The organism is Tumebacillus lacus (assembly GCF_026410385.1).
GTDB classification, from domain to species: Bacteria; Bacillota; Bacilli; order Tumebacillales; family Tumebacillaceae; genus Tumebacillus; species Tumebacillus lacus.
In genome coordinates this window covers 140,297-166,641 of the sequence record NZ_JAPMLT010000011.1, presented here as the reverse complement: position 1 = coordinate 166,641, position 26,345 = coordinate 140,297, and the positions used below count along the sequence as shown (strand labels likewise).

Annotated in this window: 23 protein-coding genes, 4 tRNA genes and 1 other RNA gene; all 28 read right to left on the bottom strand. The window is 57.9% G+C overall.

The features are described 5' to 3' along the window. Positions 1 to 4: 4 nt before the first annotated feature. On the bottom strand, positions 5 to 781 hold the full coding sequence (gene pgeF / locus OS242_RS16890) for a peptidoglycan editing factor PgeF (protein ID WP_267152865.1): 777 nt from the start codon (positions 779 to 781) through the stop codon (positions 5 to 7). A 116-nt stretch (positions 782 to 897) separates the two neighbouring features. Further along, positions 898 to 1,188, bottom strand: coding sequence for a YlmC/YmxH family sporulation protein (locus OS242_RS16885; RefSeq protein WP_267152864.1), 291 nt, complete (start codon positions 1,186 to 1,188; stop codon positions 898 to 900). Between the two features lie 96 nt (positions 1,189 to 1,284). Next, positions 1,285 to 2,064: an RNA polymerase sporulation sigma factor SigG gene (gene sigG, locus OS242_RS16880; RefSeq protein WP_267152863.1), complete on the bottom strand. Its 780-nt coding sequence runs from the start codon at positions 2,062 to 2,064 to the stop codon at positions 1,285 to 1,287. Positions 2,065 to 2,120: 56 nt separating this feature from the next. Beyond that, a complete protein-coding gene (sigE, locus tag OS242_RS16875) occupies positions 2,121 to 2,855 on the bottom strand; it encodes an RNA polymerase sporulation sigma factor SigE (protein ID WP_407702122.1) in 735 nt (244 codons plus the stop codon). 41 nt (positions 2,856 to 2,896) lie between these two features. Next, positions 2,897 to 3,862, bottom strand: coding sequence for a sigma-E processing peptidase SpoIIGA (gene spoIIGA, locus OS242_RS16870; protein WP_267152862.1), 966 nt, complete (start codon positions 3,860 to 3,862; stop codon positions 2,897 to 2,899). 203 nt (positions 3,863 to 4,065) lie between these two features. Continuing rightward, positions 4,066 to 4,141, bottom strand: a tRNA-Thr gene (locus OS242_RS16865). A gap of 35 nt (positions 4,142 to 4,176) precedes the next feature. Next, positions 4,177 to 4,571: RNase P RNA component class B (gene rnpB / locus OS242_RS16860), an RNA gene on the bottom strand. Between the two features lie 13 nt (positions 4,572 to 4,584). After that, a tRNA-Gly gene (locus OS242_RS16855) sits at positions 4,585 to 4,658 on the bottom strand. 168 nt (positions 4,659 to 4,826) lie between these two features. Next, positions 4,827 to 5,759 (bottom strand): EamA family transporter, encoded by a 933-nt coding sequence (locus OS242_RS16850; protein ID WP_267152861.1) that lies wholly within the window; start codon positions 5,757 to 5,759, stop codon positions 4,827 to 4,829. Between the two features lie 157 nt (positions 5,760 to 5,916). Then, positions 5,917 to 5,993 (bottom strand) — tRNA-Pro (locus tag OS242_RS16845). Positions 5,994 to 5,997: 4 nt separating this feature from the next. Further along, positions 5,998 to 6,073 (bottom strand) — tRNA-Thr (locus OS242_RS16840). Positions 6,074 to 6,186: 113 nt separating this feature from the next. Continuing rightward, positions 6,187 to 7,422, bottom strand: a complete 1,236-nt coding sequence (locus tag OS242_RS16835) for a PqqD family protein (RefSeq protein WP_267152860.1) — start codon at positions 7,420 to 7,422, stop codon at positions 6,187 to 6,189. 15 nt (positions 7,423 to 7,437) lie between these two features. After that, a complete protein-coding gene (locus OS242_RS16830; protein ID WP_267152879.1) occupies positions 7,438 to 8,610 on the bottom strand; it encodes a HesA/MoeB/ThiF family protein in 1,173 nt (390 codons plus the stop codon). Between the two features lie 460 nt (positions 8,611 to 9,070). Next, the gene (gene ftsZ / locus OS242_RS16825; protein WP_267152859.1) at positions 9,071 to 10,150 is read right to left on the bottom strand and encodes a cell division protein FtsZ; all 1,080 of its coding nucleotides are present in this window, start codon (positions 10,148 to 10,150) and stop codon (positions 9,071 to 9,073) included. Between the two features lie 60 nt (positions 10,151 to 10,210). Next, complete coding sequence (gene ftsA, locus OS242_RS16820; RefSeq protein WP_267152858.1) at positions 10,211 to 11,449, bottom strand: cell division protein FtsA; 1,239 nt, start codon at positions 11,447 to 11,449, stop codon at positions 10,211 to 10,213. Positions 11,450 to 11,581: 132 nt separating this feature from the next. Continuing rightward, on the bottom strand, positions 11,582 to 11,935 hold the full coding sequence (locus tag OS242_RS16815; protein ID WP_267152857.1) for a small basic family protein: 354 nt from the start codon (positions 11,933 to 11,935) through the stop codon (positions 11,582 to 11,584). Next, positions 11,932 to 12,675 carry a DUF881 domain-containing protein gene (locus OS242_RS16810; protein WP_267152856.1) on the bottom strand — a complete coding sequence of 248 codons (744 nt, stop codon included), beginning with the start codon at positions 12,673 to 12,675 and terminating at the stop codon, positions 11,932 to 11,934. Before OS242_RS16810 ends, OS242_RS16815 begins: the two co-directional genes overlap by 4 nt. 14 nt (positions 12,676 to 12,689) lie before the next feature. Beyond that, a complete protein-coding gene (locus OS242_RS16805) occupies positions 12,690 to 13,427 on the bottom strand; it encodes a DUF881 domain-containing protein (RefSeq protein WP_267152855.1) in 738 nt (245 codons plus the stop codon). Positions 13,428 to 13,430: 3 nt separating this feature from the next. After that, positions 13,431 to 14,222 carry a cell division protein FtsQ/DivIB gene (locus OS242_RS16800; RefSeq protein ID WP_267152854.1) on the bottom strand — a complete coding sequence of 264 codons (792 nt, stop codon included), beginning with the start codon at positions 14,220 to 14,222 and terminating at the stop codon, positions 13,431 to 13,433. A gap of 192 nt (positions 14,223 to 14,414) precedes the next feature. Further along, a complete protein-coding gene (gene murA, locus OS242_RS16795; RefSeq protein ID WP_267152853.1) occupies positions 14,415 to 15,683 on the bottom strand; it encodes a UDP-N-acetylglucosamine 1-carboxyvinyltransferase in 1,269 nt (422 codons plus the stop codon). A 20-nt stretch (positions 15,684 to 15,703) separates the two neighbouring features. Continuing rightward, positions 15,704 to 16,615, bottom strand: a complete 912-nt coding sequence (gene murB / locus OS242_RS16790; protein WP_267152852.1) for a UDP-N-acetylmuramate dehydrogenase — start codon at positions 16,613 to 16,615, stop codon at positions 15,704 to 15,706. A gap of 156 nt (positions 16,616 to 16,771) precedes the next feature. After that, positions 16,772 to 17,890 carry an undecaprenyldiphospho-muramoylpentapeptide beta-N-acetylglucosaminyltransferase gene (gene murG, locus OS242_RS16785; protein ID WP_267152851.1) on the bottom strand — a complete coding sequence of 373 codons (1,119 nt, stop codon included), beginning with the start codon at positions 17,888 to 17,890 and terminating at the stop codon, positions 16,772 to 16,774. 36 nt (positions 17,891 to 17,926) lie between these two features. Next, on the bottom strand, positions 17,927 to 19,030 hold the full coding sequence (gene spoVE, locus OS242_RS16780; protein WP_267152850.1) for a stage V sporulation protein E: 1,104 nt from the start codon (positions 19,028 to 19,030) through the stop codon (positions 17,927 to 17,929). A gap of 36 nt (positions 19,031 to 19,066) precedes the next feature. Then, complete coding sequence (murD, locus tag OS242_RS16775) at positions 19,067 to 20,425, bottom strand: UDP-N-acetylmuramoyl-L-alanine--D-glutamate ligase (protein ID WP_267152849.1); 1,359 nt, start codon at positions 20,423 to 20,425, stop codon at positions 19,067 to 19,069. Positions 20,426 to 20,442: 17 nt separating this feature from the next. Then, positions 20,443 to 21,405 carry a phospho-N-acetylmuramoyl-pentapeptide-transferase gene (mraY, locus tag OS242_RS16770; RefSeq protein ID WP_267152848.1) on the bottom strand — a complete coding sequence of 321 codons (963 nt, stop codon included), beginning with the start codon at positions 21,403 to 21,405 and terminating at the stop codon, positions 20,443 to 20,445. Between the two features lie 35 nt (positions 21,406 to 21,440). Beyond that, entirely contained in the window at positions 21,441 to 22,820 is a 1,380-nt protein-coding gene (locus tag OS242_RS16765) for a UDP-N-acetylmuramoyl-tripeptide--D-alanyl-D-alanine ligase (RefSeq protein ID WP_267152847.1), read from the bottom strand. Beyond that, positions 22,817 to 24,301, bottom strand: a complete 1,485-nt coding sequence (locus OS242_RS16760; RefSeq protein ID WP_267152846.1) for a UDP-N-acetylmuramoyl-L-alanyl-D-glutamate--2,6-diaminopimelate ligase — start codon at positions 24,299 to 24,301, stop codon at positions 22,817 to 22,819. The genes OS242_RS16765 and OS242_RS16760 overlap by 4 nt, the downstream gene beginning before the upstream one ends. A gap of 77 nt (positions 24,302 to 24,378) precedes the next feature. Continuing rightward, positions 24,379 to 26,331, bottom strand: coding sequence for a stage V sporulation protein D (locus OS242_RS16755; RefSeq protein ID WP_267152845.1), 1,953 nt, complete (start codon positions 26,329 to 26,331; stop codon positions 24,379 to 24,381). Positions 26,332 to 26,345 lie beyond the last annotated feature (14 nt).

Genomic DNA, 26,345 nt, shown 5'->3' with positions numbered 1-26,345 from the left:
ACGCCTACGCGCCACCTTTTTCCTGCAAGAGCGCGACGATTCCGGCATGGCGGCCCGTCTGCCCTTCTTTGCGGTAGGAATACAGCGCCTCTACCCCGCAGGCGGTGCAGCGGTCTTCCCGCTCGATATGCGCAGCCGGCACACCGGCTTCCAGCAGAGCTTCGACATTGGCCTGCCAGAGATCGAGCTGCCAGCGTCCGTTTTCATTCGGGGTCAACAGCCGGTCTGCCCGCTCTGCAAACGCAGCCCGCACCTGATCGGCCACTCGCTCGTCCACTTCATAGCAGCAAGGCCCGATCGACGGCCCGATCACCGCATGGACGTCCGACGGGTCGCAGCCGTACGTCGTGTGAAGCGACTCCACCGTACGGGCGACGATCTTGGCGACGGTGCCTTTCCACCCTGCGTGCGCCGCGCCGACCGCCCGTCTGTGCGGATCGGCCAGCAGCACCGGCACGCAGTCGGCCGCGTAGGTGGTCAATGCCACGCCCGGCACGTCTGTGATCAGCGCATCGGTCGCCGGCAAAAGCGACTCCATGTCGCGAGCCCCACGTCCGGCCATCTCTTCCGTGACGACGGTGACTGTCGCGCCGTGCACCTGCTCGCCCGCCACCCAACGATCCAGCGGGATGCCGATCCGGCCTGCCACTCGCTCGCGATTGGCGATCACGCGGACCGGGTCGTCGCCGACATGCAGGCCGAGGTTGCACCCGGCAAACGGACGCTCGCTCACTCCGTTGCGGCGTTCGGTAAACGTTGCGAGGATACCCGGTATGTTCACGATTGACTCATCCTTTCCTCAATCCCCAAGTCTTTCTACAAATCGTACCATATTTATTTGCCAAAACGAAAGGGACTCCATTCTTAATCACACACTAAGAATGAAATCCCTGATCCTTAGAAGCCGCCCGAGGAAGAACCCGAACGCGGCGGCAGATAGCCCGACTCGTGCGCCGGACGCAGTTCGACCAACACCACATCGGCGCCGATCTTGACGATTTGGCTCCACGGGATCACGTACTCCTGGCCATTGCCGAACATGCCCAAGAACCGACCCTGTGCCGGCACGACGATCGCGCGGATCATTCCGTTCTCCAAGTCGATGTCCAAATCGCCGATCTGGCCGAGCCGCTTTCCGTCCGCGATGCTGACCACATCTTTGGACTGCAGTTCGGAGATTTTAATCATAGACTCGCCTCGCTTTGCCTGACATGCTACATATATATGTCAGGACAAAGAAAAAAGTCGCGTGAAGAGCGCGACCTTTGTGATCTTGTTTTGGATTTAGGTTTTTATGAATTTGTGCATGTGATGGATGGCCGCCTTCTCCAGACGAGAGACTTGGGCTTGTGAGATGCCGATTTCTTCGGCCACTTCCATCTGCGTCTTGCCTTCGAAAAACCGCATCGAGAGGATGCGCTTCTCCCGGTCGTTGAGCTTTTGCAACGCCTCGCGGATCGAGATCTCTTCGACCCAGAGGTTGTCTTGGTTGCGCTCGTCGCTCAACTGATCCATCACGTAGATCGGGTCGCCGCCGTCATGGTAGATCGGTTCAAACAGTGACACCGGGTCTTGGATCGCGTCCAAGGCAAAGACGACGTCTTCCTTCGGGACGTCCATCGCCTGGGAGATCTCGAGAATCGACGGCTCACGAAGCTTTTCGTTGGTCAGGCTGTCGCGGACTTGCAGCGCCTTGTAGGCGATGTCGCGCAGGGAACGAGAGACGCGAATCGGGTTGTTGTCGCGCAGATACCGCCTGATTTCACCGACGATCATCGGAACCGCATACGTCGAGAACTTCACGTTCTGGCTGAGGTCAAAATTGTCGATCGCCTTCATCAGGCCGATGCAACCGACTTGGAAGAGGTCGTCCACATACTCTCCCCGGTTGTTGAACCGTTGAATCACCGACAACACCAAGCGCAGATTGCCGTTGACCAACTTCTCGCGAGCGTGCAGTTGGCCGTCTTGCAATTGAACAAAAAGTTCGCGCATGACCGCATTGGTGAGTACGGGAAGTTGTGCCGTGTTCACTCCACAAATTTCAACTTTGTTTCGCTTCATCGAGTAACTCCCTCCTCGGTTGTAGACAGTATTACCAAGGGAGGGAGATATATGCACTACAGCATTTTGTTGAATTCTTTCCGCAATCGCTTGATAATTCTCTTCTCCAAACGCGAGATATACGACTGGGAAATGCCCAGCAGATCGGCCACATCCTTCTGCGTCATCTCTTTGCCGTCCGCCAGTCCAAAGCGCATTTCCATGATCTTGCGCTCGCGTTCGGAGAGCTTTTCCAGCGCTTTGTAGAGCAACTTGCGGTCAACCTGTTCTTCGATGTTGCGGTAGATCGTGTCGTTCTCGGTGCCGAGCACGTCGGAGAGCAAAAGTTCATTGCCGTCCCAGTCGACGTTGAGCGGTTCGTCAAAGGAGACTTCCGAACGGATCTTGTTGTTGCGGCGCAGGAACATCAGGATCTCGTTCTCGATGCAGCGCGACGCATAGGTGGCGAGTTTGATTTTTTTCTCCGGGTCGAACGTGTTGACCGCCTTGATCAGTCCGATCGTGCCGATGGAGACGAGGTCTTCGATGTTGATCCCGGTGTTTTCGAACTTGCGGGCGATGTAGACGACCAGGCGCAGGTTGCGCTCGATCAGCACGGCACGAACCGCTTCGTCTTTGGTCGGGAGCTTGGCGAGGAGGTACTCTTCCTCTTCACGGGTCAGCGGCGGCGGCAGGGCTTCACTGCCTCCGACATAGTAGATCTCCTCCGGGCTGCCTCCAAATCGGAACATGAGTTTCAAGAGCCAGATGCGGGCTTGCAGCCGCAGTTTGAACGGTATCGGTACTCGCATGGTACACATTCGTCCCCTTTCCTTGCTTCCTCGCAAAACGCTTAACCGGCTTGGTCTGCGTGTACGGTGTAGTTCGTTGCTTCCCGACTCCCCTCCCCCGCCATCGCAGGATGCAGGATCGCCCGGTAGCTGCCGTCGCCGGCGAGCGGCTTCGGGTTGAGCGCGATCAATACGCGCGGGCAGACGCGCTCTCCCTCCCCTTCCCGGATCAGCACGCGATCCGGTTGAAACGCGAGCAGCATGCCCATCGTTCCGCCCACCCCGCGATACGGGACGAGTCGAAATCTGGCCTGCCATGTCTCGTCGTCGATCCCGGCCTCACCGAGCGACAGCGAGATGTCCTGTCCTGTTTCGAAACCTTCTGTTAACGAAACGGGCAACCAGTCGCGGAACAGTTCCCAGTCCGCCACGGTGACCGGCAGCCGGGACAGCGGATCGGTCAGGGCGTTGCCCGTATCGAGCAGGCCGCAAAATGAGACTTGTCTGTCTGCGAGCTGCACGATCACTTCCATATAATTCTGTTCGCGTTGGCGCAAGGTGGCCAACCGTTTCCAAGCGCTCTTGCCAAGGAAGTAGACGAGCGGCAGAGCGAGCAGGATCAGGACAAAGGTGGTCTGTTGCATCCACACCGTTTGGCCCGAGACCAGCATCAGGCCGTTTTGGATCGAGACCTGACCGAAAAAGTTGTTGACCGCATAGGCGGCTCCTCCGGTTAAAAAGGAGGCGAGGTAAAACAACCCCAGCATCTTGCCAAAGTCCCACACCCCTTTCGGTTTGAAGGCGAGCCAGACCATCAACGCGGAAAAGAGCAGTTTGCAGACAAATGTCAACAGGGCCGACATGGCCGGGAAAAACAGAAAGAGTGCGTAGGACGCCCCGATTGCAGACGCGCCGATCGTCCGAAACCAAGCGACCCGCCGGCGGGCGAGGAACGCCGTCACCAGCAAGATAAACCCGTCCAAACCAAAATTGATCAACCAGATCACATCGAGATAGACGACGGGCATTTTTGAGTTCACCACCAAACATGGTACGCCGATTGATTTCCAGTATAGTACAAGTCTATTGCGGAGGGTGTCAAAACATGACGCTTGCCGGGCAAAATATTTCGACGGCAAGTGGGTGCGTTTTCTGTCGAGAACGCAAACTCAGAAACACAAAAAAGGCGGCTCTTCCGAAGAAGAACCGCCTTTCTCGTTTGATGCTCATGTGGTGCCGATGACAGGACTCAAACCTGCGACCTATCGATTACGAATCGATTGCTCTATCAGCTGAGCTACATCGGCAAAAGTTGAAACAGAGGGGTTATCACGTTCGAGACTGTTGTAAGCCACGTTTTGTTCCTCCGTGCTGCAAACGGCTGATAAGACCTCGCACCAGTAGGAGCAATCATCTATCTATCGGTGTGTGCACACCGATCCGCTCATCAGTTCTTGGTTCCCTTTGAGCAGTTCCCCGACCAAAATTTGGGTTTCTCGCAGATGGGGTTTACCTCGTTCCACCCTCTCCGTTTCCAGAGAGATTCGTCACTGTGGCACTTTCAAGGTATTGAGAGCATATCCCGAGGGACGTAGCTCCTTTCCCTGCCGTCACCCTTTGCAGGGTGCCCTGACTTATTGATTCGTCAGGCATCCGAACTCCGGGCATCACAGCCCGGGCGAGCGTGGACTTTCCTCACCGGATACCCGAGGGCATCCGGCGCGATTGCGCACATGTCTCTTACGTAGATTGGAGCGGGTGATGGGAATCGAACCCACGCGACCAGCTTGGAAGGCTGGAGTTCTACCATTGAACTACACCCGCACATCATGTTCTGTTTTCAACCCGTCACTCGCGGCGACAGAAGTAATCTTATCATGCCGCCATCCTTTTCTCAATATACGTCTGCGAACAAATTCGCCGCTTAAAGGAAATGAGGAAGGAACAGATGCACTCACCTGTTCCTTCGTCTGTCTTCCTGCTGTTTGCGTATCAAACGGATGCTTTCTGACCGGGAACCGATTTGGCAACGGCCGACTTCTTCAAGGACAAGATCACGACGGTCGCGATGATGCACAGCCCGCCGACCGCTTCGTAGACGCCAAACGGAATGTCGAGCCAGATCACCGATGCCACCACGGCGACCAGCGGCTCGATGCAGGCCAAAAGCGCACTCTCGGTCGGCGTGATATAGCGCATGCTGTCGAGATAAAGGAAAAAGGCCAGCAGCGTGCCGAACAGCACGACAAAGAGGATGAACAGCACCGCTTCGAGATTCCACACCTGCCCTGCAGTGTCCCACGGCGGATAGATCGGGATCAAGCCGACGCCGCCGACGATCATCCCCCAACCGACGACCGCTTCGGAACCGAGGCGCGACAGGAGGCCGGACGGATACAGCGTGTAAAACGCCAACGCCACAGCCGACATCAACCCCCAGAACACCGCAATGCCCGGCACGGAGAGCTGATCGAAATGACCTGCCGTCACCAGCAGCATCGTGCCGAACAGCGCAAGAAAGACGGCCGTCGACTCCCGCGGTCCCGGCCATTTCATCAGGCGAACGGCGAGGAAGACGGTGATCAACAGCGGCGCGAGGTATTGCAGCAGCGTTGCTGTGGCCGCGTTGCCTTCGCCAATCGACGCAAAATAGGTGTACTGGACCCCGAGCATGCCGAAGATGCCGAACATCACCAGTTGCACCCGATCCTCCGGCCGCCTCCACGCGCCGATGATCTCGCCTCCCTTGCCCCGCATCGCCCCGATGGCCAGCATGATCATCCCGGCGAAGAGCAGTCGGATCGTGACGAGACTGCCCGGCGTGTATCCGTACTCGGTAAACAATTTTTGCGCGACCGTCCCGGACAAACCCCACAGCGTACCGGCGATCAAGACCATCGCAAACCCCTTATATCGTGAAGCCACTTGTCGATCACCCCTTTTTCTGTCGAAAACTGAACCTTCTCTCAAAAGCATATACGGACTGCACAAAAAAAGCGAGTGAAACCCGGAATGGCTCGCTCGGTTCCTTGTACACAAAAAAGGATCTGTTCTCTGAAGAGAACAGATCCTTTTTATCAGGTGGTCGGAATGCAGGGATTCGAACCCTGGACCTCACGCTCCCGAAGCGTGCGCGCTACCAAGCTGCGCTACATTCCGAAGGTGGTGCTGATGACAGGAATCGAACCTGCGACCTATCGATTACGAATCGATTGCTCTACCATCTGAGCTACATCAGCATGTTTTCGTGTGCCGTGTTATCGTGGCGACAGGACTTATATTATCATGGTCCCCCGCGATCTTCAATCCACGTATGGCGACGAAAACAGCCGTTGCAGATGATTATCGAAAATTATGTTGTCAAATTGTCTCTTTGCTTCATTTTCCACGCTCGTTCACGCCATGTGCGAATCCAAGACCAGACGACGATGGAAAACGGCACGAGCGTAAGAGCGATCAGCAGCACACCGTCGAGGAACGGCCAGGAGAGCACCGGATGTCCGGCCATGCTGTCATACGTTTTGGAGATGAAGTCGGCCGCTTGGCGGAGCGTGACCGAACTGAACAGGAACAGCGCCCAGACCATGCCGATCAGATAAAACCAGGCGTACCAACGGATCACCCTCTTTTCCTTCTCCTCGACACCCTCCCACTCCTGTTGTTGTGCTTCATCGAGTCTGTTGCGCAGGCCACGCAGGTAGAGCCGTGTGTTGTGGATCAGATTCTTGCAGTTGAAACGGGCGGTGAACACGTAATAGACGTCGGTCTGCATGAAGAACAGAAATTGAAAGCCGAGCCCGAGCAGGAACGACAGGTTAATCATCCGCAGGAAGGCGATCACGATCTCCGGCAAAGCGAGCCACCCGGCCCCGTGCAACACTTGCAACCACACACCGACTCCAAACAGGGCTCCATCCCAGGCCATGCCGGCGAGAAACGCCCGGTAGCGCTTGTGCGGCGGCAGGAGCACGATGTTCGACATGTTGGTCTCCGCCACCATGAAGACGAGGCGGTGCGACAGACCGATCCGCGAGCCGATCCCAAGCGAGCGGGCTGCCATCAGATGGGCGATCTCGTGGAGAAAGAGAAAGAACCACCCGGCGAGGAACGCGGTGACCAGCGAGACAGTGACGGACGAGGAAAGAAAGATGTCCGAGTAGACCGGGAAATACTCGGTCCGCACCACTGCGGCGGCCAACCCGCTGAAAAACAAGAGCGCATAGAGCGCAAAGGCAAAACGGTTGAAAAAGAAGTTTCCCAACCGCTCGGTAAGAAACGGCAGATGGTCTTTCCACTCGGTTTTTTCGTTGACGACCGCTCCGTCTACTTTGTGAATGAATTGGTAGTCGTAGATCAAATCTTGCACGAAGGAGAGGACATCGACCGGCTCGCCGAAACGCTCCTCGAAGATCGCTTCCATCTCGAAGATCGGCTGCCCGCTTTGGAGCCTCTCGATGATCTCGATGCCGATGTTCGGCAAGACGATATAGTTGCTGATGTCGGGACGGCCGATCAGCGTCTCTTCTTCGTTTTCCGGGCGGGATCTCAGCGCGTGAAACTCGATCACGCTGTCTTTTGTCACGTTCATCGTTCTCTCTCCTCTCTATCGCGGCACGACCGGACGGCCGGAAAAGTCGCTGTTTTGGGCGATTCGAAACACTGGGTGGTTTGGATCGCCTTGCCCGCATGTCGGGCAGCGGTCTTCATCGCGTTCAAAGTCGGTCATCACTTCCTGCTGCCAAGTCATGAAGTCATAATGCATCAGTTTGCCCGCCGTCAGCACCTCGCCGATGCCGGTCAAGATCCGCAACGCCTCCATGCCGATGTGGCTGGTGATCTGCATCAGGGTCGGTGCGGTGGCGGAGTTTGGCGGGATGTAGCGGGATTGCAGGAAGCGTTCGACGATCTCCGGATAGTCCTCCGCCTCGTCAGTGCGACGCAACAGCATGCAGTCCATACAGCCGCTCCTGCCAGGTAGAACAGCGTACATCGTGCCGCCGGACAGTTGAATGCCGCCGCCCACCAGCGGAATGTTGTGTTTGACCACCGCTTTGTTCACCCATTGCATCAGGATGAAAAACGGCTGGTCGGCCGCTTGGATCACCAGATCACTGCCTGCGATCACTCGTTCGACGTCCGCGCTGGAACGGATCTCCAACTCAACCGTCTCAATCTGCATCGTGGAGTTGAAGCGCGCCATGAACTCTTTGGCCACGTCGATCTTCAGCCGCCCGAGATCCGGCTCGCTGAACAGCATCTGACGGTTGAGGTTGCTCATCTCGACCGTGTCGAAGTCGACGATGCGCACCTGTCCGACACCGAGTCCGGCCAGTTGGAACAGCAAAGAGGAACCGAATGCGCCCATTCCGAGAACGGTGACTTTGGCGTTTTTCAGCCTTTCTTGGATCATGCCAGGGCTTTGCGAAAAGTTGGCGTAGTGGGCAAAGAGGTTGAGGTTGCCTTTGTAGCGAGCACGTTCCTCTGCGGTCAATGTCACCTGTTCCTCCAAGCACTGATCGTAGAGAAAGCCCAGTTCGTGCAGGGCTTCCAACGCCCCTTCCACTTCGGCACGGGTTAATTCCGGATAGTCTGCAAGCAATGCCTGATGCAGGTCGGCACCGGTCCGCGTGCCGTCCATCATCCGGATCATTTGTTCAATCGACCCGTTCGGATCGTCGAGTTCCACCGCCGTGCCGACCAGTTCTCCCAAACGGAGCAAGCCAGGCTGCACCTCGTATACAGGATGGATGTTTTTAAAGATCGGGCGACGTTCCATCACGATCACCGTCCTCTCGTAGAGTGGAGTGGGAAAGAGAAATTGAATGAAAAAAGAAAGGACAGCCGAGATCGACCGTCCTGTCTCGAAGGGGATTAGCAGTCAACGCAGATCGCGGTCGTTTTCACTTGCTCCACTTTGCGAGCTTGGATCTTCATCGGTCACTCACCTCCCCGGTTCATTGACTCTTGGAACACGGCATGATTAGCAAGCTACGCATTCGGCGGTGGTGCGAACTTGCTCGACACGTTTCGCTTGAATCTTCAAATTAACACCTCCTCTTGTTTTTAATTTTAATGCTGATTACTTCTTGGCGTTAAGATAACACAAACTATTCTGTATGTAAATACTAAATATTCAGAATATACAAAATATAATATAAAATACCCACTCACAACAAAGCAGACTAGGTCTTAACGCACAAAAAAAGGACTCCCGCAAGGGAGTCCGGTGCATTCGATTACCGGTTGTTACGGCGCAGGAACGCCGGGATGTCGAGGTTGTCGTTGCTCGGAGCGCTGTTGTTGCCGCCGCCGAACGGTTTGATGTCCATTTTGTTCAGCGGTTTTTGTTGTGGAGCGCGCTCCTTGTATTCGAAGCCGGTCGCGATGACGGTGACGATAATCTCTTCCTTCAGCTCCGGGTTGATCACCGCGCCAAAGATCATGTTGACCTCCGGGTCGGCTGCCGAGGAGACGATGTCGGCCGCTTCGTTGACTTCGAACAGCGAAAGGTTGTTGCCGCCGGCGATGTGCATCAGCACGCCGCGCGCGCCGTCGATAGAGGTCTCCAGCAGCGGCGAGCAGATCGCCTTTTTCGCAGCTTCTGCCGCACGGTTTTCACCGGTGTGGATGCCGATGCCCATCAGTGCGGAGCCGCGCTCGGTCATGATCGTCTTGACGTCGGCAAAGTCGACGTTGATCAGGCCCGGTACGGCGATCAGGTCAGAGATGCCGGAAACGCCTTGACGAAGCACGTTGTCGACCTCTTTGAAAGCTTCCAGCATCGGGGTGTTCTTGTCGACCAGTTCGAGCAGGCGGTCGTTCGGGATGACGATCAGCGTGTCGACCTTGTCCTTCAGCAATGCGATGCCTGCCTCCGCCTGGTTCATGCGGCGACGGCCTTCAAAAGTGAACGGCTTGGTGACGACGCCGACGGTCAGCGCGCCCAGCTCTTTGGAGATCTCCGCGACGACCGGAGCCGCCCCGGTGCCGGTGCCGCCGCCCATGCCAGCGGTGACGAAGACCATGTCCGCGCCGCGCAGCGCGTTCATGATCAGTTCGCGGCTTTCTTCCGCCGCTTTTTTGCCGATGTCCGGGTTGGCGCCTGCGCCGAGTCCGCGAGTCAGCTTTTCGCCGATCTGCAGACGGTGTTCCGCCTTGGACATATGCAAAGCCTGTGCGTCCGTGTTGACCGTGATGAACTCCACGCCCTTGACGCCGCCCTCAATCATTCGATTGACAGCGTTGCAACCGCCGCCACCGCAACCAATGACCTTTATCTGAGCCAGAGCCTCTATTTCAAAATCAAACTCCAACATAATGTATTTATCCTCCTTACTAGTCAAAGCAAAGTGTTTCGGACTGCTGCGATGTGTGGATCAGACGAACTCGCTGAACCAAGATTTGATCTTGTCGACGAGTCCGCCGCCGCTGCTGCTGGTATTGCTGCTGACTTTGCGACGGGGCGCTGCTGCTGCCTCCGGTTTGTGTGTGTAGGTGCGCGCCACATAGTTGATCATGCCGACACCGTTGACAAATGACGCATCCTTCACACCCAAATACTCGGGAACTGCCGTCCGAACCGGGGCGTCCAGTTCGAACTCGGCGAGCTTGGACACTCCGGGCATCGATGCGACACCGCCGGTCAAGACGTATCCGCCTGCCAGTTCCCGGTAGCCCATCTTCTCGACCTGTTGGCGGACCATCATCAAGATCTCCTGCATGCGCGGTTCGATGATGTTGGCCAGCTCAAATTGATTGAACTCCTTTTCGACATTGCTGCCGACGCGGGAGACTTTGAACGTTTCTTCTTCGCTCGCGTCATGGACGAGCGCGACGCCGTGGCGCAGCTTGATCTGCTCCGCGAGATCGGTCTGCGTCTTCAAACCGATGGCAATGTCGTTGGTGACGTGGTCACCGCCGACCGGCAGAACACCCGTCGCTTCCAGTGCGTCGTCTTTGAAGACGGAGACGGTGGTTTGACCCGCCCCGATATCGACAAGCGCGACGCCGAGCTTTCGCTCGTCGCCCGAGAGCGCGATGCCGCTCGCCGCGAGCGGCGAGAGCACGAGGCCGGCGATCTGCACGCCTGCCCGCTCGATGCAACGAACGAGATTGTGAATCACCGTGCGAGAACCGGTGATGATGTACGCGTCCACTTCCAAGCGGACGCCGATCATACCGCGCGGGTCGGAGATGTCCTTCAACCCGTCGACCACATACATTTTAGGTACAACATCGATGATCTCGCGCTCCGGCGGGAGAGCCATGACGCGTGACGCTTGAAGCACGCGCTCAATGTCTTCCTCGCCGATCTCACGATTCGGGGAGTTGACCGCAACGACACCGTGGCTGCTTTGAAGAGAGATATGGTTTCCTGAGATGCCGACGTACGCCGCCGTGATCTGGATGCCCACCATGCGTTCCGCGTGGTCAATTGCCGCACGAATTGATTGCACAGTTTTATCTATATCAACAATTGCGCCTTTTCGTATGCCGTCACCGTCAGCGGAACCTACGCCGATGATCTGGATGCCCGCACTGCTCACCTCGCCGATGATCGCGCGAACTTTTGATGTACCGATGTCTAAGCTGACGATGATATCGCCGTTCGTCAAGCGGTGGCACCTCCTAAGAACTAACCTGAGACTATTGCTTATCGGTTTTTAAATTCGATATGCCTTGTCGATTCCCTTTTTTTCGTAACAGATTTCTGTAAAAAAAGTTCCTGCCCCTAATCAGGAGCAGGATTATTTTCCAGTCTGCGTACGGGAACGATTGACCATGAGCCGGCGGATCGCGGCGATGTTATTGAAGAGGCGCACCCCGAAAGCAAACACGGCGGCCAGGTAGAGGTCGACGCCGAGTTGCACCCCGATAAAGGCCAGCAGCGCCGCCAGCAACGTATTGAAGAAGAAACCGCTGATGAACACCGAGGAGTCGAAACTGCGCTCGAGGCTGGCGCGAATCCCCCCAAACACCGTGTCAAGCGCCGCCAAGATGGCGATCGAGAGATAGGAACTGTATTGGAGAGAAAGCGACAGATCGAGTGAAAGGCCCAAGAAGACACCGAGAGCCAATCCGATCACGGGAATCCAGATCATAACTTTTTATCCCCCTCCGGCTGTGCATACTTGAATTCGACCGCTCGCTCAAAAGGCGGGATCTCCAAGCTGCCGTCTTTGACATCGGTGATTTCAAACCCCTTGCCCATCTGGAAGAATGCGTCTTTAAGACGGTTAGCGTAGAGGCCGACTTTCATCTGCTCGATGTTGCCGACCGCCTTGATCACGATCTTGTCGGACGAAATCGTCTGGGTGTTGATTTGGTGATTGTATTTGGAGATGGAACGGATCGTGGAGAACGAGACGATCCGGTGTCCGTTGATCGAGATCGCCTGCGCGTCATGTCCGTTGAGATAGTTGACCGTCTGATACAGCGCTGCGTCAAGGAAGACTTGGTTTTCAGTGCCGTAGGTGGCGACCGCGTCCAGATCGTCTTCGATGGTGATGATGATGCCGTCGCCATTCACTTGCGTCTGCCCCGCCTCACGCTTGACCTTTTCCAGCTCTTCGGCCATCTGTTTGACCAGCTCTTTGCGATCGCCCTGCTTGCCTTTGTAGCCGGCGATCTGCGCTTCAAGGTTTGCGATCTCCGAGTAGAAGAAGTTTTGTCGTTCGCGCTCCTTGGCCATCTCGGCGGTTAACTGCACATAGTCACCCGTCGTCACCGCCGCCGCATCTTGCTGTTTCGGACGGGAATGAACGGTGGAGAACTGGACGGTGACCATGGAGCCGAGCAGCAAGGAAACGAGGAACAGCGCGATTTTGTTGTTCGGTTTCATCGGTCTGCTCCTCTCTATTCAGATAGTCCGTTGAAATCACCCGCGTAGGCCGGCAATGTCAGCGAAGGGTGCATTTTTGGCTTGGAGAACGACAGCGCGCGGCCGCCAGGATCGCCGAGGAGGTCGAACACCCCACCGCGCAGTTCGAACGTGGCCATCATCGTCTGCGCTTGCCCCACCGCCTTAAATTCAAACGGCGGCGAGACTTTTACGCCGTTGATCATGACGATTGGACCGATGCAGATGATCCCGCTGGTGGTGGTGATGCGCTGGTCGTTGATCGCAATCGCCTCTGCACCGCCGATGAACATCTCGTTCACCATCATCCGCAAGTCACTGTCATGGGTGATCAAAAGGTTGGTGGTCTGGCCGTCTTTGATGCTGTCGGTGACAGTGAAGGAGATGCCCGGCCCTTTGACCGGCAGCACGCCTGCCATGATCTTGTATTTGGTCAGATCGTCGCGCACTTCCGGCGGCACGTTGTTGCCCGCCTGCGTCGCCTGCTTTTCAAATTCGTAGAGCTCTTTGCGGAGCTTTTCGATGTCTCCCTCAAGCGCTTTATTTTGCTCTTTGATCCGGCTCAACTGGTCGGCCGTGTACTGCGCCTTCGGGTCGGTGGTGGTGACTTGAGACTGTGTGTTGGCTGCGGCCCTGGTGTTTTTATATTGCATGGAAAGCATCAAACCGAGGATGACCGAGATCATGGTCAGCGAGATGGTCAATTTGACACGCGCGTTGATTTTTTTGGGCATCCGTTATTCCCCACCTTTCTTCTGTCCGGGTGTGAACGGTTTATAGTAGTCCGATTCCAGGTCGAGGATACCAGGGGGTTTGTCGCTTCCCAGTGCGGTTCTGAACGTACTGTACGTCTTCATCTTGTCGGCAAACTGACGAGGCGGGATGCGGACTTCAAATTTGTCGCGCATGAACAGCCTCCATTGACCGGTGACGGTAACGCGGATCTCCGAGATCTGATCGAGCACCGCCCGATCGACTTCCGGCATCTGTTTGGTCAGTTCGAGCAGGTCGGGATGGTCGAGCCGCTGACCTGCCTCCACCGTCGGCGCTGTATCGAGCGAGATGATCGGAACGTTTGTCCCTTCAAGTTGCTCGACTTTTGCCAGCACGGTGCCGTCCTGCAACACCGGGTGAAACCCGTCGTCAGCCAAGAGCAGCCCGGCTGCCGTCTTTTCCACGACCGCGATCACGACCTCGCCTTTCCAAGAGATCGTCAGGTCGGCCGATTCGATCAAAGGATTGGCCGCCATAATATTCGCAGCGGCGTCCGATTTTTTGATCCGCCAGAAACTCATGCCCTGTCGGATATCTGCTGCGCGCAACACTTCTTCGTAGCGGACCTCGCGCAGTCCCTTCACTTCAATCGAAGAGACGGTCGACAGCGGTGACTGCAGATAGCCGGCCACCAGCACGCCGCCAAAGAAGACGACAACAAAAAGCAGCGCTTTCCAGTTGGGGCGGCGCTTTTTCTGGGACGGTTGCGGACCGGCTGCGATCGTTTCTGCGATTGTCGGAGGATGTAGGGACATAGGGGCACCGCTCCTTCGTCATCTTCATTTGTAAAATTGTCATAAAATAAGCAAACGGCATATGAATATATGCCGCATCTAGCATCCACTTTGAAAGACTCATGCTCATTATAACACGTACGGAAGTGATTTCAACAAAAAAGCAAAGGCGACATATCGTGTCGATATGTCGCCTATTATAGTAGTACAGAATCAAGTTCGGCTCTCTTTTTTCACCCGTTGCATCTTCGCCCCGAGCGACCCGAACAACTCTTCGACGCGCTCGTAGCCGCGGTCGATATGATGCAGATGTTCCACGCAGGTTGTGCCTTTGGCGGCGAGGCCGGCTAAGATCAGCGCCGCGCCTGCGCGCAGGTCGGTCGCTTCCACGACAGCCCCGGTCAGCTCCGGCACGCCTTCGATAAAGGCGGTGCGAAGATCCACTTTCACCTTTGCTCCCATCCGGCGCAGTTCGCTGACGTGTTTGTAGCGGCCTTCAAACACCGACTCGGTGATCATCGAGGACCCGGACGCCCGTGTCAGCAGGGCCATGAACGGCGACTGCAAGTCGGTCGGAAACCCCGGATAGTAGTCGGTGCGGATGTGGTCGAGCGGGCGGATCTGCCCGTCGCTTTTCACATGCATCGCGTCGCCTTCGATGTCGATCCGGACACCGGTCTCGCGCAGCTTGTTGATCACGGCGCCCAGATGCGTTGCGTTGGTGTTGTTCAGCGTGACGTCGCCTTGCGTGACGGCCGCTGCCAACATCAGCGTGCCGGTGACGATGCGGTCCGGGATGATCCGGTAGCGTTTGGCTTCCAAACGCTCCACGCCCTCGATCACGACGGTCGCTTCTCCGGCTCCGCGAATCTTCGCGCCCATCGCGTTCAAGTAATTCGCGAGGTCAACGATCTCCGGCTCACGCGCCGCGTTACCGATCACCGTCGTTCCCTCGGCGAACACCGCCGCCATGATCAAATTTTCTGTCGCGCCGACGCTCGGCAGGTCGAGATAGATGTTCGCGCCGCGCAGCCCCTTCGCTGTGCAATCGATGAACCCGTGCTTCTCCTCGATCACCGCCCCGAGCGCCTGCAACCCTTTCAAGTGCAGGTCGATCGGCCGCGAGCCGATCGAACAACCGCCCGGTGCAGAGACGCGGACTTGGCCGTAGCGGGCCAGTATCGGTCCCATCAAGAAGATGGATGAGCGCATCTGACGCATCAGGTGCTCCGGCACCACCGTGCTCCGCAACTGAGTGGCGTCCACGCGGACAGCGGAGCCTTCCCGCTCCACGTTCGCACCCAGTTGGCTGAGTATGGTCAGCATCACGCGGATGTCCTGTAAATCGGGAACGTCTTCCAAAATGCTCTCCCCGTGTGCGAGTACGCTCGCAGCGAGAATCGGCAGAGCGGCGTTTTTCGCACCGTGTACGCGCACAGAGCCCGTCAGCCTGTGCCCGCCTTCGATCGCCAAGCATTCCACCGCGTGTCACCCCCCTGATCTCATTCCTCTCCTGCGATCCGGACCTCAGGGTGCAAGTTGTGCCCATATTTTTCAAGAATTGTGCGCTGTGCCAGCTCGATCAATTGCAAGACGTCTGTTGCTTTTGCATGCCCGAGGTTGACGATAAAATTGCCGTGCAGCTCGGAGATTTGCGCGCCGCCGATGCGAGTCCCTTTGAGACCCGACTCTTCGATCAAGCGGCCGGAGTGCGTGCCTTCCGGATTGCGGAAGACGCTGCCGCAGCTGGGCATCGACAGCGGTTGCGTCGCTTGTCGCCGCTTCGCCCATCCCTTCACGCGCTCGCTCATCTCTTCGCTGTCGCCCGCTTGCAACGAGAATGTCGCTTCGACCACCAAACCCGGACGGTCTTTCAAGATGCTGTATCGGTACGAGAAGTTCAGGTCGGCCTGCTGAAGGATCAGCAGGTCGCCTTCGGGGGTCAGTACTTTGCAGCTTTCAAGGACGTCTTTCACCTCACCGCCATGAGCCCCCGCGTTCATCATCACCGCACCGCCGACCGTGCCGGGGATGCCGGTCGCAAACTCCAAGCCCGACAATCCCTGACGAATCGCGTGGTTGGCTGCGGAAACGAAAGAACGTCCGCCTTGCGCCGTCAAGCGTGTGCCTTCGATCGCAAGGTCGGCAAAATTGTCAGCCAGTTTGATCACGACGCCGCGAATGCCGCCGTCGCGCACCAACAGGTTCGACCCCTTCCCGATCACATACCAGGGAATGCCGTGCCGATGCGTCAGTTGCATGATCCGGCTGAGTTGTTCGACCGTCGTCGGAAGCAAGAACACATCGGCCGGGCCGCCGATTCTCCAAGAGGTGTGCTTGGAGAGCGGCTCATCGAGCAACAGCGTGCCGACGTCTTCCCCGGCAAAAATGGACTGGACCTGTTCTTTGTTCATGTCGTACCTCCAAACCTGCTTGACAAATAAAAATTCATTCGAGGTTTCCGCGCCTCGTATCCCCATACTATGGGGGGCGCAGACCATGTGTGACATCTGCCCAGAAGCGAAGAAAAAACCTGAGCCACAGCTCAGGCTGTTCGATCTCTTGATCGACTATTTGCGGCGCACCAAGGCCTGCAACGTCTGGTAGTAGGTCTTGGCTGCATCCGGTCGGCCCAGTTCGCGCGCTGCGCTCTGCATGGCAGAGAGCCGCTCGCTGTCGGTCACCAACCCGTTTATCGTATCATAAAGCGCGCGGCCTGTCAGACCTTGCTCCTTGAGCATCAGCCCCGCTCCTTTTTCCACCATCCACACAGCGTTTTTCTCCTGGTGGTTGTTGGTGACATAGGGAGACGGAATGTACAGCGCCGGCACGCCGAGCGCCAACACTTCCGCCATCGTCGTCGCGCCGGAGCGGCCGACCATCATGTCGGTGTGTTGCAGCAGCGCGGGCATGTCGTACACGAACGGAACGACGATGATCGCTTTGCTGTCTGCCAGTCCGCGGTTGTCGATCTCCGCTTTGATCTTGTCATAGTGTACCTGACCGGTGACGTAGACGAGTTGGAACTCCTTTTGGTTGGCCACGTCGTCCAGCATCGCCAGCACCGCTTTGTTGATCGGAGCCGCGCCGCGCGAACCGCAGACGATCAGGACCGTCTTTTTGTGCGGGTCGAGCCCGAGGTCTTTGGCGATCTCTGCGGCACGCTCCGCCGGGACGCTCATCACATCGCTGGCCCGCGGGTTGCCGGTGACAGCGAAGGAACGCGCTTTGGGCAGATATTGCTGCGACTCCGCAAAGGAGAGCGCGGTCACATCGGCAAATCGCGACAGAAAGCGATTGGCAAGACCGGGCAGGACGTCCATCTCGGTGATCACCGCTTTGATGCCCATCATCTTTGCCATGAAAATGATCGGCACGCAGACATAGCCGCCGGTGCCGACCACCACGTCCGGTCGAAACTCTTTCAGGATCTTGCGCGCCTGCGTCAGTCCCTTGCTCAGTTTCACAAACGTTTTGACAGTATCCATACTGAGTTTGCGTTGCAAGCCAGCCACTTCAATCGTACGAAACGGCAAACCCGAGCGGGGGACGATGTCGCTCTCCAGTCCCCGCTCGGTGCCAACGTACAGGATGTCCGCGTTCGGATCGGTCTCTTTTATGTAACGCGCCAGGGCCAATGCCGGATAGATATGACCGCCGGTACCTCCGCCCGTCAGAATAATCCTCACCCTGTACCATCCTCTCTCTTCGGTTGTAAGTGTGCGTCACCTCGTCTGCCGGGAGATGTTTAACAAGATCCCCACCCCGGTCAGCATCAAGGTCAAGGAAGAGCCGCCGTACGAGATGAAAGGCAGCGTGATCCCCGTGACCGGCATCGAACCGGTGACGACACCAATGTTTATGATCACCTGCACGGCGATCATGCCGGTGATTCCCACGGCCAGCAAGGAACCGAACGTGTCCGGTGCCGTGATCGCGGTGCGCAGCCCCCGCCAGACGAGCAGCAGGAAGAGCAAGAGCACCGTTGCCCCGCCGATGAAGCCGAGCTCCTCGGCAAGAATCGAAAAGACAAAGTCGGTCTGCGGTTCCGGCAGATAGAGAAACTTCTGACGGCTTCGGCCAAGGCCAAGTCCCAGCAGTCCGCCAGGTCCGATCGCATACAGCGATTGGATGATGTGGTAGCCCGCATCGAGCGGGAACGCCCACGGGTCTAAAAACGCAAAGATCCGCTTCAAGCGGTACGGCGCCACCGCGACCAAGGCGATGAACACCGGGATGGCCAAGCTCGCCAATCCGAGCAGATGTTTGACCTGCGCGCCGGCCGCGAAGATGATGATGATCACGGTGCCCATCAGCACGGTGCTCTGACCGAGGTCAGGCTCCAGCATGATCAGGCCGACGGCAGCAGTGACGAGGGCGAGCGGCGGCAACAATCCGCGGCGGAACTCTGAGATCCGACCCTGATGCTTTTCCAAGTAGTACGCGAAGAAGATGATCAATCCCAGCTTGGCAAACTCCGACGGCTGGATGCCGAACGATCCGATGCCAAGCCAAGCCCGCGACCCGCCGCGAACCGAGCCGATGCCCGGAATGACGACGGCGATCAAAAACAGAAAGCAGATGATCAGGAGCGGTTTGGCGACTCGTTTCAATTTGTGATACTCGTAGTTCATCATGATGAACATGGAGATCACGCCGAGCACGGCCCACATGAGCTGTCTCTTGGCAAAATAGAACGAATCCCCTTCGAATTTTTGATAAGCAAGCACGGCGCTGGCAGAATACACCATGACGACGCCGATCCCGAGAAGCAACAGCGTAGTCAAGATGATTAGCGTATCGGGATACCTTTTGATAGTGCCCTGCAAGGCGTTTCACCCCCGGAGCTCGGTCTCGTCCAATCGCTATAATGTATGCACAGCTTTTTTAAACATGCTCCCTCTCTCTTCGAACGATGCAAACATGTCCCAACTCGCGCAGGCGGGCGAGAGCAGCACGACGTCGCCGCTCCGGGCAGCCTGGGCAGCCTGACGCACCGCTTGATCCAAGCTGTCGACCTTTTCGGACGACACGCCCGCAAGATCTGCGACGTGCCGCAGTTTGTCGGCCGCTTCCCCGAGCGCGACGAGGTGCTTGACGTGCTGACGGAACACAGGTACCAGTTCCGGGAACGTCGTGCCCCGGTCGAGGCCGCCTGCGATCAGCACGACAGACCCTGTGAAGGAGCTGATGGCGCGCATCGCCGCTTCGGCGTTGGTCGCTTTCGAATCGTTAAAATATTCGACACCGTCGACGGTGCGGACATACTCGGTGCGATGCTCGACACCCCGGAACGTGCACGCCACCTCGGCGATCTTTTCGGGAGCGGCGCCTGCCGACAGGGCGATGGCCGCCGCCGCCAGCACGTTTTCCAAGTTGTGTTCGCCGCGCAACGCGACATCGGCGACCGGCAGAAGAGAGAGAGATTGGCCGTTTCTTATAGCGTGGATATGACCATCCTTGACAAAAACGCCTTCCTCTAATACCTGTTTCGCCGAGAACGGGAAGATGCGAGCCGCCGTGATGCCCGCGACGTCGCGCACGATCTCCTGATCCCAGTTCAAAACCGCCACGTCATCCCCTTGCAGGTTGGCGAACAGGCGGTATTTGGCGTCACGGTATTCGTCGAGCGTGCCGTGATAGTCCAGATGGGCCGCGTAGATGTTCAGCAGAGCAGCGATCTTGGGCCGAAACTCGCGCGTCCCCATCAGCTGGAACGAGGACAACTCCGCGACCAGCCACTGATCGGCGGTCACGTCTGTCGCCACCTCGCTGAGTGCGCGGCCGATGTTGCCGGCGACCACCGGGTGCAGGTCGGCCGCTTCCAGCATCTTGCCGACCAGCGTCGTCGTGGTCGTCTTGCCGTTTGAGCCGGTGATGCCGATGATCGGAGCCGAAATGAGCGCAGAAGCGATCTCCACCTCGGTCACGACCGGGATCTCCAGTGCCAACGCAGCTGAGATCGGCGGTGCAGAGTAGGGAATTCCCGGATTTTTGACGACGAGGTCAAGACCCGGATGGACGATGCCTTCCGGGTGCCCGCCGCCGATCAACTCGATACCAAGCGTTTGCAGTGCTTCGACATCGCCGCCAAACTCCGCAAGCGGCTTTTTATCGTTCACCGTCACCTCGGCGCCCAAGCGGCGCAGCAGACGAGCCGCTGCAAAACCGGAGCGGGCCGCACCGAGCACCAGCACTTTTTTTCCTGTATAGTCAACGCCCACGATGTAGTTCGCTCCTGTCAGTTAAGATAAAGCGCCAGTGCGCCGACCGCCAAGAACAGACCCACAGTCCAGAACGTGCCGACGACGCGCCACTCCGACCAGCCGACCAGTTCAAAATGGTGGTGGATCGGACTCATTTTAAACAAGCGCTTGCCAAACGTTTGGAACGAAAAGACCTGCAGCATGACAGACAGGGCCTCTGCGACAAAAACGCCGCCGATCAGCACCAGCCAAATTTCCGTCTTGGTCAACACCGCGACGGTCGCCAGCGCGCCGCCCAGAGCCAGCGAGCCGGTATCGCCCATAAACACTTTCGCCGGATGGGCGTTGAATACGAGAAAGCCGAGCAAACCGCCGACCATCGCGGCGCAGAAGATCGCCACGTCCATGTTCGACGTCCACCACGCGAGGATCGCGTAGGAGCCAAACGAGATCGCCGTCGTTCCTGCTGCCAGGCCGTCCAGACCGTCGGTCAGGTTGACCGCGTTGGAGAAGCCGATGACGAGCAGGATCAGGAACGGCAAGTAGAACAGACCGAGGTCGAGCGGCGTCGACACAAACGGAATGTGCAGCGACATGTCGATCAGGCCGGTCTGGTAGAGCACGATGTACAACACGACGCCGACGATGATCTGGCCGAGCAACTTTTGCTTGGCTTTCAGGCCGAGGTTGCGCTTGAGCACGACTTTGATGTAGTCGTCGAGGAAGCCGACCAGTCCGTAGCCGAGCGTCACGAACAGGAGCAACCAAAGTTCAAACGAGCGATCGGAAAATTTGATCGCGGTGATCGTCATCGCCAGCAGGATGATCAGACCGCCCATCGTCGGCGTACCCGCTTTCTTTTGGTGACCTTGCGGGCCTTCCGCCCGAATCGATTGCCCAAACTTCAGGCGGCGCAAAAACGGAATGAACAACGGGCCGAGCAAAAGAGCAATCACAAATGCGATGCCCGTCGTCCAAAGTAAGATCTGCATATCCATGACCTATGGTCCTCCCCTTGATCCAAAGACAAAAATCATGCCAAAGATTGGACGATTTCGCCCAGTTTTATCCCGTTGGACGCTTTGACCAGCACAACGGCGTCGCCCTGTTGCTCCGCCGATTGGCGCAGCAGTTCTTCCACGTGGCCGACCGCGGACGGCTTCGCATCGGTCGCGAAGATCCGCTCCGCCGGAAAACCGGCCGCACGGGCTCCCGCTGCGATGTCGGCTGCCAGTGCGCCCACGCAGACGAGATGGTCGAGGTCGAGCCGTGCGACGCAGGCACCGATCTCCCGATGCATCTCAACAGACGAATCGCCCAGTTCCAGCATCCCGCCGAGCACGGCGATTTTCGGGGCGTTCGGCATGCCCGCCAGCATGTTGAGCGCGGCGCGCATCGAGGTCGGGCTGGCATTATAAGCATCGTCAATCACCGTGCCGCCAAGACGTGCTTTTTTGATTTCCAATCGTCTCGCCGTCAAGACAGCCTGCGCGAGACCTTCGCGGATCTGCTCGGCCTCCATGCCAAGGGCGCGCCCGACGGCAATCGCAGCCAGCGCGTTGCCGACATTATGCTCGCCCGGCACCGGGAGCGTGTAGCGGACGCCCTCTACGGAAAACTCCGACCCTTGGACGCCCAGATTTTTCACAGCGGTCGCCTGCACGTCATTTCCATCGCCCAATCCGTACCAGACGATCGACGCAGCCGCCTTGCCGCTGCGTGCGCGCAGCAGCGGTTCATCGCCGAGCAACACGGCGGTGCCGTCTGCCGGCAACGCTTCGATCAGCTCGCATTTTGCATCGGCGATGCCGTCCCGGCTGCCGAGGTGCTCGATGTGCGATTCGCCGATGTTGATGATCACGCCGATCTCCGGTTGAGCCAACCGGGCCAACAGCGCGATCTCGCCAAAATGGTTCATCCCCATCTCCAGCACGGCGATCTCCGTATCCTCTTCCAGCAAGAGCATCATCAGCGGCAATCCGATATGGTTGTTGAGATTGCCGAGCGTCTTTTGCACCTTAAACTGGCGGGAGAGCACGGCGGTCAATATATCTTTCGTGGACGTCTTGCCGTTGCTGCCCGTCACGCCGATGACGCGAACGTCCAATTCTTTGCGGTAGCCTGCTGCCAAGCGTTGGAGGCCGAGCAACGTGTCGTTGACCTCGATCAACGGCAGGTCTGTCTGCGGACGCGGCCGGTCGGCCTGCCACAGCGCTGCGGTTGCCCCTTGCGACACCGCCTTGTCGAGAAAATCGTGCGCATCAAAGTTTTCACCGACCAGCGGGACGAACAGCATCCCCGCCATCTCCTTGCGCGTATCGGTGGCGACGCCGGTCACGACCCGCTCCGGGTCGCCTTGCAACAGGCGACCCTCGGCGAGCCGGGCGATGTCACTCAGTCTGCGTGTGATCATGCCAGTTCCCCCCGAATCGCCTGAGCCGCCACTTCCCGGTCATCGAAGTGGTGCTTGGTGCGGCCGATGATCTGATAGGTCTCATGCCCTTTGCCTGCGATCAGGATCACATCGTCCGCCTTGGCGCGCTCCACCGCATAGCGGATCGCTTCCCGGCGGTCGGTGATCCGTACGTAGCGCGACTTGACGACGTCCGCAAGGCCCGCCTCCATGTCGTCGAGGATCGCATCCGGGTCTTCGGTGCGCGGGTTGTCGGAGGTGATCACCGTCAGATCGGCGTACTGCTCGGCGATTTGGGCCATCAGCGGCCGCTTGGTGCGGTCGCGGTCCCCGCCGCAGCCGACGATGCAGGTCACGCGGCCCTTGGCAAACTCACGGATCGTCTTCAAAGCGTTCTCCAGTGAATCGGGCGTGTGCGAGTAATCGACGATCACCGCAAAGTCTTGACCGGCCTGCACCGATTCAAATCGGCCGTTGACACCTGACACCCGCTCCAATGATTTTTTGATATCGGCCAGCGAGATGCCTTGCACCAGAGCGGCAGCGGTCGCCGCCAGCGCGTTGTAGACGGAAAATTTGCCTGTCATCTGCAGGCGGAACGTCTCTTCCCCCGCATACGATAAGACGCGGTAGGACACGCCGTCCGCTTCAATTTTTACATTGACGGCGCGAAGATCCGCTTCTTTGTCGATCCCGTAGGTGAGCGTTTGCGCGGTGGTCGCTTTCAGGAAGTACTCCGCGTGCTCGTCGTCGGCGTTGATGATCGCCGCTTTGTTGCGATCCGCCGCATCCTCGTAGGTGTTGCCAAGGCGAGAGAAGAACTTCGCTTTGGCGAGGCGGTACTCCTCCATCGTGTTGTGATAGTCGAGGTGATCCTGCGAAAGATTGGTGTAGACGGCCGTATGAAAATCGACCCCGGCTACCCGGTTCAGTTCCACCGCGTGCGACGACACTTCCATCACCGGATATTCGGTGCCGATGTCGAGCATCTCGCGGAACGTCGCCTGCAACTCCAACGCTTCCGGCGTCGTGTTGGCATTTTCAAACTCGCGGTCGCCGATGCGCGTCTTGATCGTGCCGATCAAGCCGGTCTTGTGTCCGGCGTCGCTCAGAATCGCCTCGATCAAGTGTGTCGTGGTCGTTTTGCCGTTTGTTCCGGTCACGCCGATCACTTTCATCGACTTGGAAGGATGGCGATAGAAAACGGACGCAAGCACCGCGATCACCGCCCGAGTGTCCCGGACGATGATCTGCGGTGCTGCGAGCCCTTCAAACGCTTCTTCGACGAGCACGGCGGAAGCGCCTGCTTCCACCGCCCCGCGCACAAAGTCATGCCCATCCACGGTATAGCCGCGCAGGGCGACAAACAGGCTGCCCGGACGCACGTTCCGCGAATCGGCGGTGACGCTGTCTATGTGTACCTCATCGCTCCCGATGAGCTGTTTGATCAAAATAGGGGCTACCAAATCATGCAAACGCACCTGAGTTCCTCCTCGCAAGTCAAATCACCATTCTCATTATTCACCAAGTTGAGGGGGAAGACAAGGCGTTTCCCCCGTTATGGACTCGGTTTATCAGCAGATTTGTCGGTCAGATACAGCCTTACCGTCGTTCCCGGCGGCACTTTCGTGCCGGCGGCCGGCTGCTGGTCGACGATAAAATTGCCTTGGCCTGCCGTCTCCACTTTCAACTGAAGACCGGAGCCGTACATTTCTTTTTGCGCTTCCTGCACGGTCATGCCTTTGATCTCCGGCACTTCCATCGGCTTGATGTCTCCGTATTGATACTCGCGTGCGATCCCTTCTTTGCTCGGCTCCACGTTGAGGTAATGCAACGAGTCGCCAAGGATGTTGCCGACGACCGGCGCAGCGATCACACCCCCGAAGACGAGAGGGGCTTTCGGGTTGTCGATGGCGATGTACGCGACGAGGCGCGGATTGTCGGCCGGGGCCATCCCGATAAAAGATACGATAAAGTGGTTCGATTTATAAGCGCCATTTTCAGCAACTTGCGCCGTACCGGTCTTGCCGCCGACGCGGAAGCCTTCACGGAAAGCGTTTTTACCGGTGCCGCGCGCGACGACAGACTCCAGCGTGGAGCGCACTTGAGCCGCCGTCTCTTCCGAGATGACGCGGCGTACGACTTCCGGCTGGACCGTCTCCATCGTCTCGCCCGTCTCCGGGTCACGCCATTCTTTGGCGAGATGCGGCTTCATCAGATTGCCGCCGTTGGCCACGGCAGAGACGCCCATCACCTGCTGGATCGGCGTGACGGAGACGGCCTGCCCGAACGAGGTGGTCGCGAGGTCGGTCGGCGTCACTTTGCTCAGGTCGCGGAACAAGATGCCCGTACCTTCGCCAGGGATGTCGATGCCCGACTTTTTGCCAAAGCCAAATTTGTTGATGTACTCGAACAGCTTTTCTTTGCCGAGTTTTTGGCCCATCAGCATGAAGCCCGGGTTGCAGGAGTTTTCGACCACTTCCAGCATGGTCTCCTGCCCGTGACCGCCCCGTTTCCAGCAGCGGATCTTGCGCCCGCCGACTTCAAAATAGCCGGGGTCGTAAAACGGATCGTTGAGGCTGATCTTTTTCTCTTCCAGCGCGGCGGCCAGCGTCACGATCTTGAACGTGGAGCCCGGCTCGAAGTTTTTCCAGATCGCAAGGTTTTTGTTGTACGTATCGGCCGGGAAATCGCGATAGTGGCCGGGGTCATAGCTCGGGTAGTTGGCGAGCGAGAGGATCTCGCCCGTCTTCGGATCGGCGACGATCGCCATCACGCCGTCCGGGTTGTACTGAGCGACGACGTTCTCGATCTCCCGCTCGACAAACGTCTGGATGTTGCGGTCAATCGTCGTGACGAGCGTCTGCCCGTTTTGCGGCGCGACAAATTCATCATTTTCAGCCGGCATCTCTTCGCCTTTTGCGTTGGCAAAGAACGAGATGCGGCCCGGCTTGCCTTTCAATCGCTCATCATACCACCGCTCAAGTCCGGTCAACCCTTGGTTGTCCACGCCGGCAAAGCCGAGCGCATGGGCGGCCAGTCCCGAATACGGGTACATTCGCTTGCTCTCTTCGGTGACGTAGACGCCCGGCAGTTTCAGATCGCGCACCTGCTTGGCTTTGGCGTCGTCGATCCGGCGTCCCCCCGGCTGGAGATAGACCAACAGAGTGCGCTTGGAAATGGTCTTTTGCACACTTTCCTGTTTCATGTCCAGCAGCGGCGCCAGTTTGGCTGCCGTGCCCGCCTTGTCCTTGACCTGCGCCGGGATCACGACGACCGTCGGCGCGCTGCCGTTGTACGCCAACACTTCGCCGTGGCGGTCGAGGATCGTCCCGCGCTTCGCTTCCACAGGAATGTTCCGCCGCCACAGGTCCTCCGCCTGCGCGGTCAACCACGGCGCTTGGATCATCTGGATGTAGCCGAGCCGCACGACCAGAGCTGTAAACACCACAGCCAGCGCGACCAGCACGACCAACAGCCGCTTGCGCAGAGTTACGTTCGACACTCGCACAACAAGTACCCCTC

What these genes read in the sequence shown, in the direction of transcription:
- OS242_RS16800 (WP_267152854.1), bottom strand. Translation starts at nt 14,222, where the DNA reads ATGTCCCTACATCCTCCGACAATCGCAGAAACGATCGCAGCCGGTCCG.
- murB (WP_267152852.1), bottom strand. Translation starts at nt 16,615, where the DNA reads ATGAACAAAGAACAGGTCCAGTCCATTTTTGCCGGGGAAGACGTCGGC.
- OS242_RS16885 (WP_267152864.1), bottom strand. Translation starts at nt 1,188, where the DNA reads ATGATTAAAATCTCCGAACTGCAGTCCAAAGATGTGGTCAGCATCGCG.
- mraY (WP_267152848.1), bottom strand. Translation starts at nt 21,405, where the DNA reads ATGGATATGCAGATCTTACTTTGGACGACGGGCATCGCATTTGTGATT.
- OS242_RS16765 (WP_267152847.1), bottom strand. Translation starts at nt 22,820, where the DNA reads ATGATCACACGCAGACTGAGTGACATCGCCCGGCTCGCCGAGGGTCGC.
- sigG (WP_267152863.1), bottom strand. Translation starts at nt 2,064, where the DNA reads ATGAAGCGAAACAAAGTTGAAATTTGTGGAGTGAACACGGCACAACTT.
- OS242_RS16815 (WP_267152857.1), bottom strand. Translation starts at nt 11,935, where the DNA reads ATGATCTGGATTCCCGTGATCGGATTGGCTCTCGGTGTCTTCTTGGGC.
- spoIIGA (WP_267152862.1), bottom strand. Translation starts at nt 3,862, where the DNA reads ATGCCCGTCGTCTATCTCGATGTGATCTGGTTGATCAATTTTGGTTTG.
- OS242_RS16835 (WP_267152860.1), bottom strand. Translation starts at nt 7,422, where the DNA reads ATGAACGTGACAAAAGACAGCGTGATCGAGTTTCACGCGCTGAGATCC.
- sigE (WP_407702122.1), bottom strand. Translation starts at nt 2,855, where the DNA reads ATGCGAGTACCGATACCGTTCAAACTGCGGCTGCAAGCCCGCATCTGG.
- OS242_RS16805 (WP_267152855.1), bottom strand. Translation starts at nt 13,427, where the DNA reads ATGCCCAAAAAAATCAACGCGCGTGTCAAATTGACCATCTCGCTGACC.
- OS242_RS16810 (WP_267152856.1), bottom strand. Translation starts at nt 12,675, where the DNA reads ATGAAACCGAACAACAAAATCGCGCTGTTCCTCGTTTCCTTGCTGCTC.
- ftsZ (WP_267152859.1), bottom strand. Translation starts at nt 10,150, where the DNA reads ATGTTGGAGTTTGATTTTGAAATAGAGGCTCTGGCTCAGATAAAGGTC.
- OS242_RS16830 (WP_267152879.1), bottom strand. Translation starts at nt 8,610, where the DNA reads ATGGAACGTCGCCCGATCTTTAAAAACATCCATCCTGTATACGAGGTG.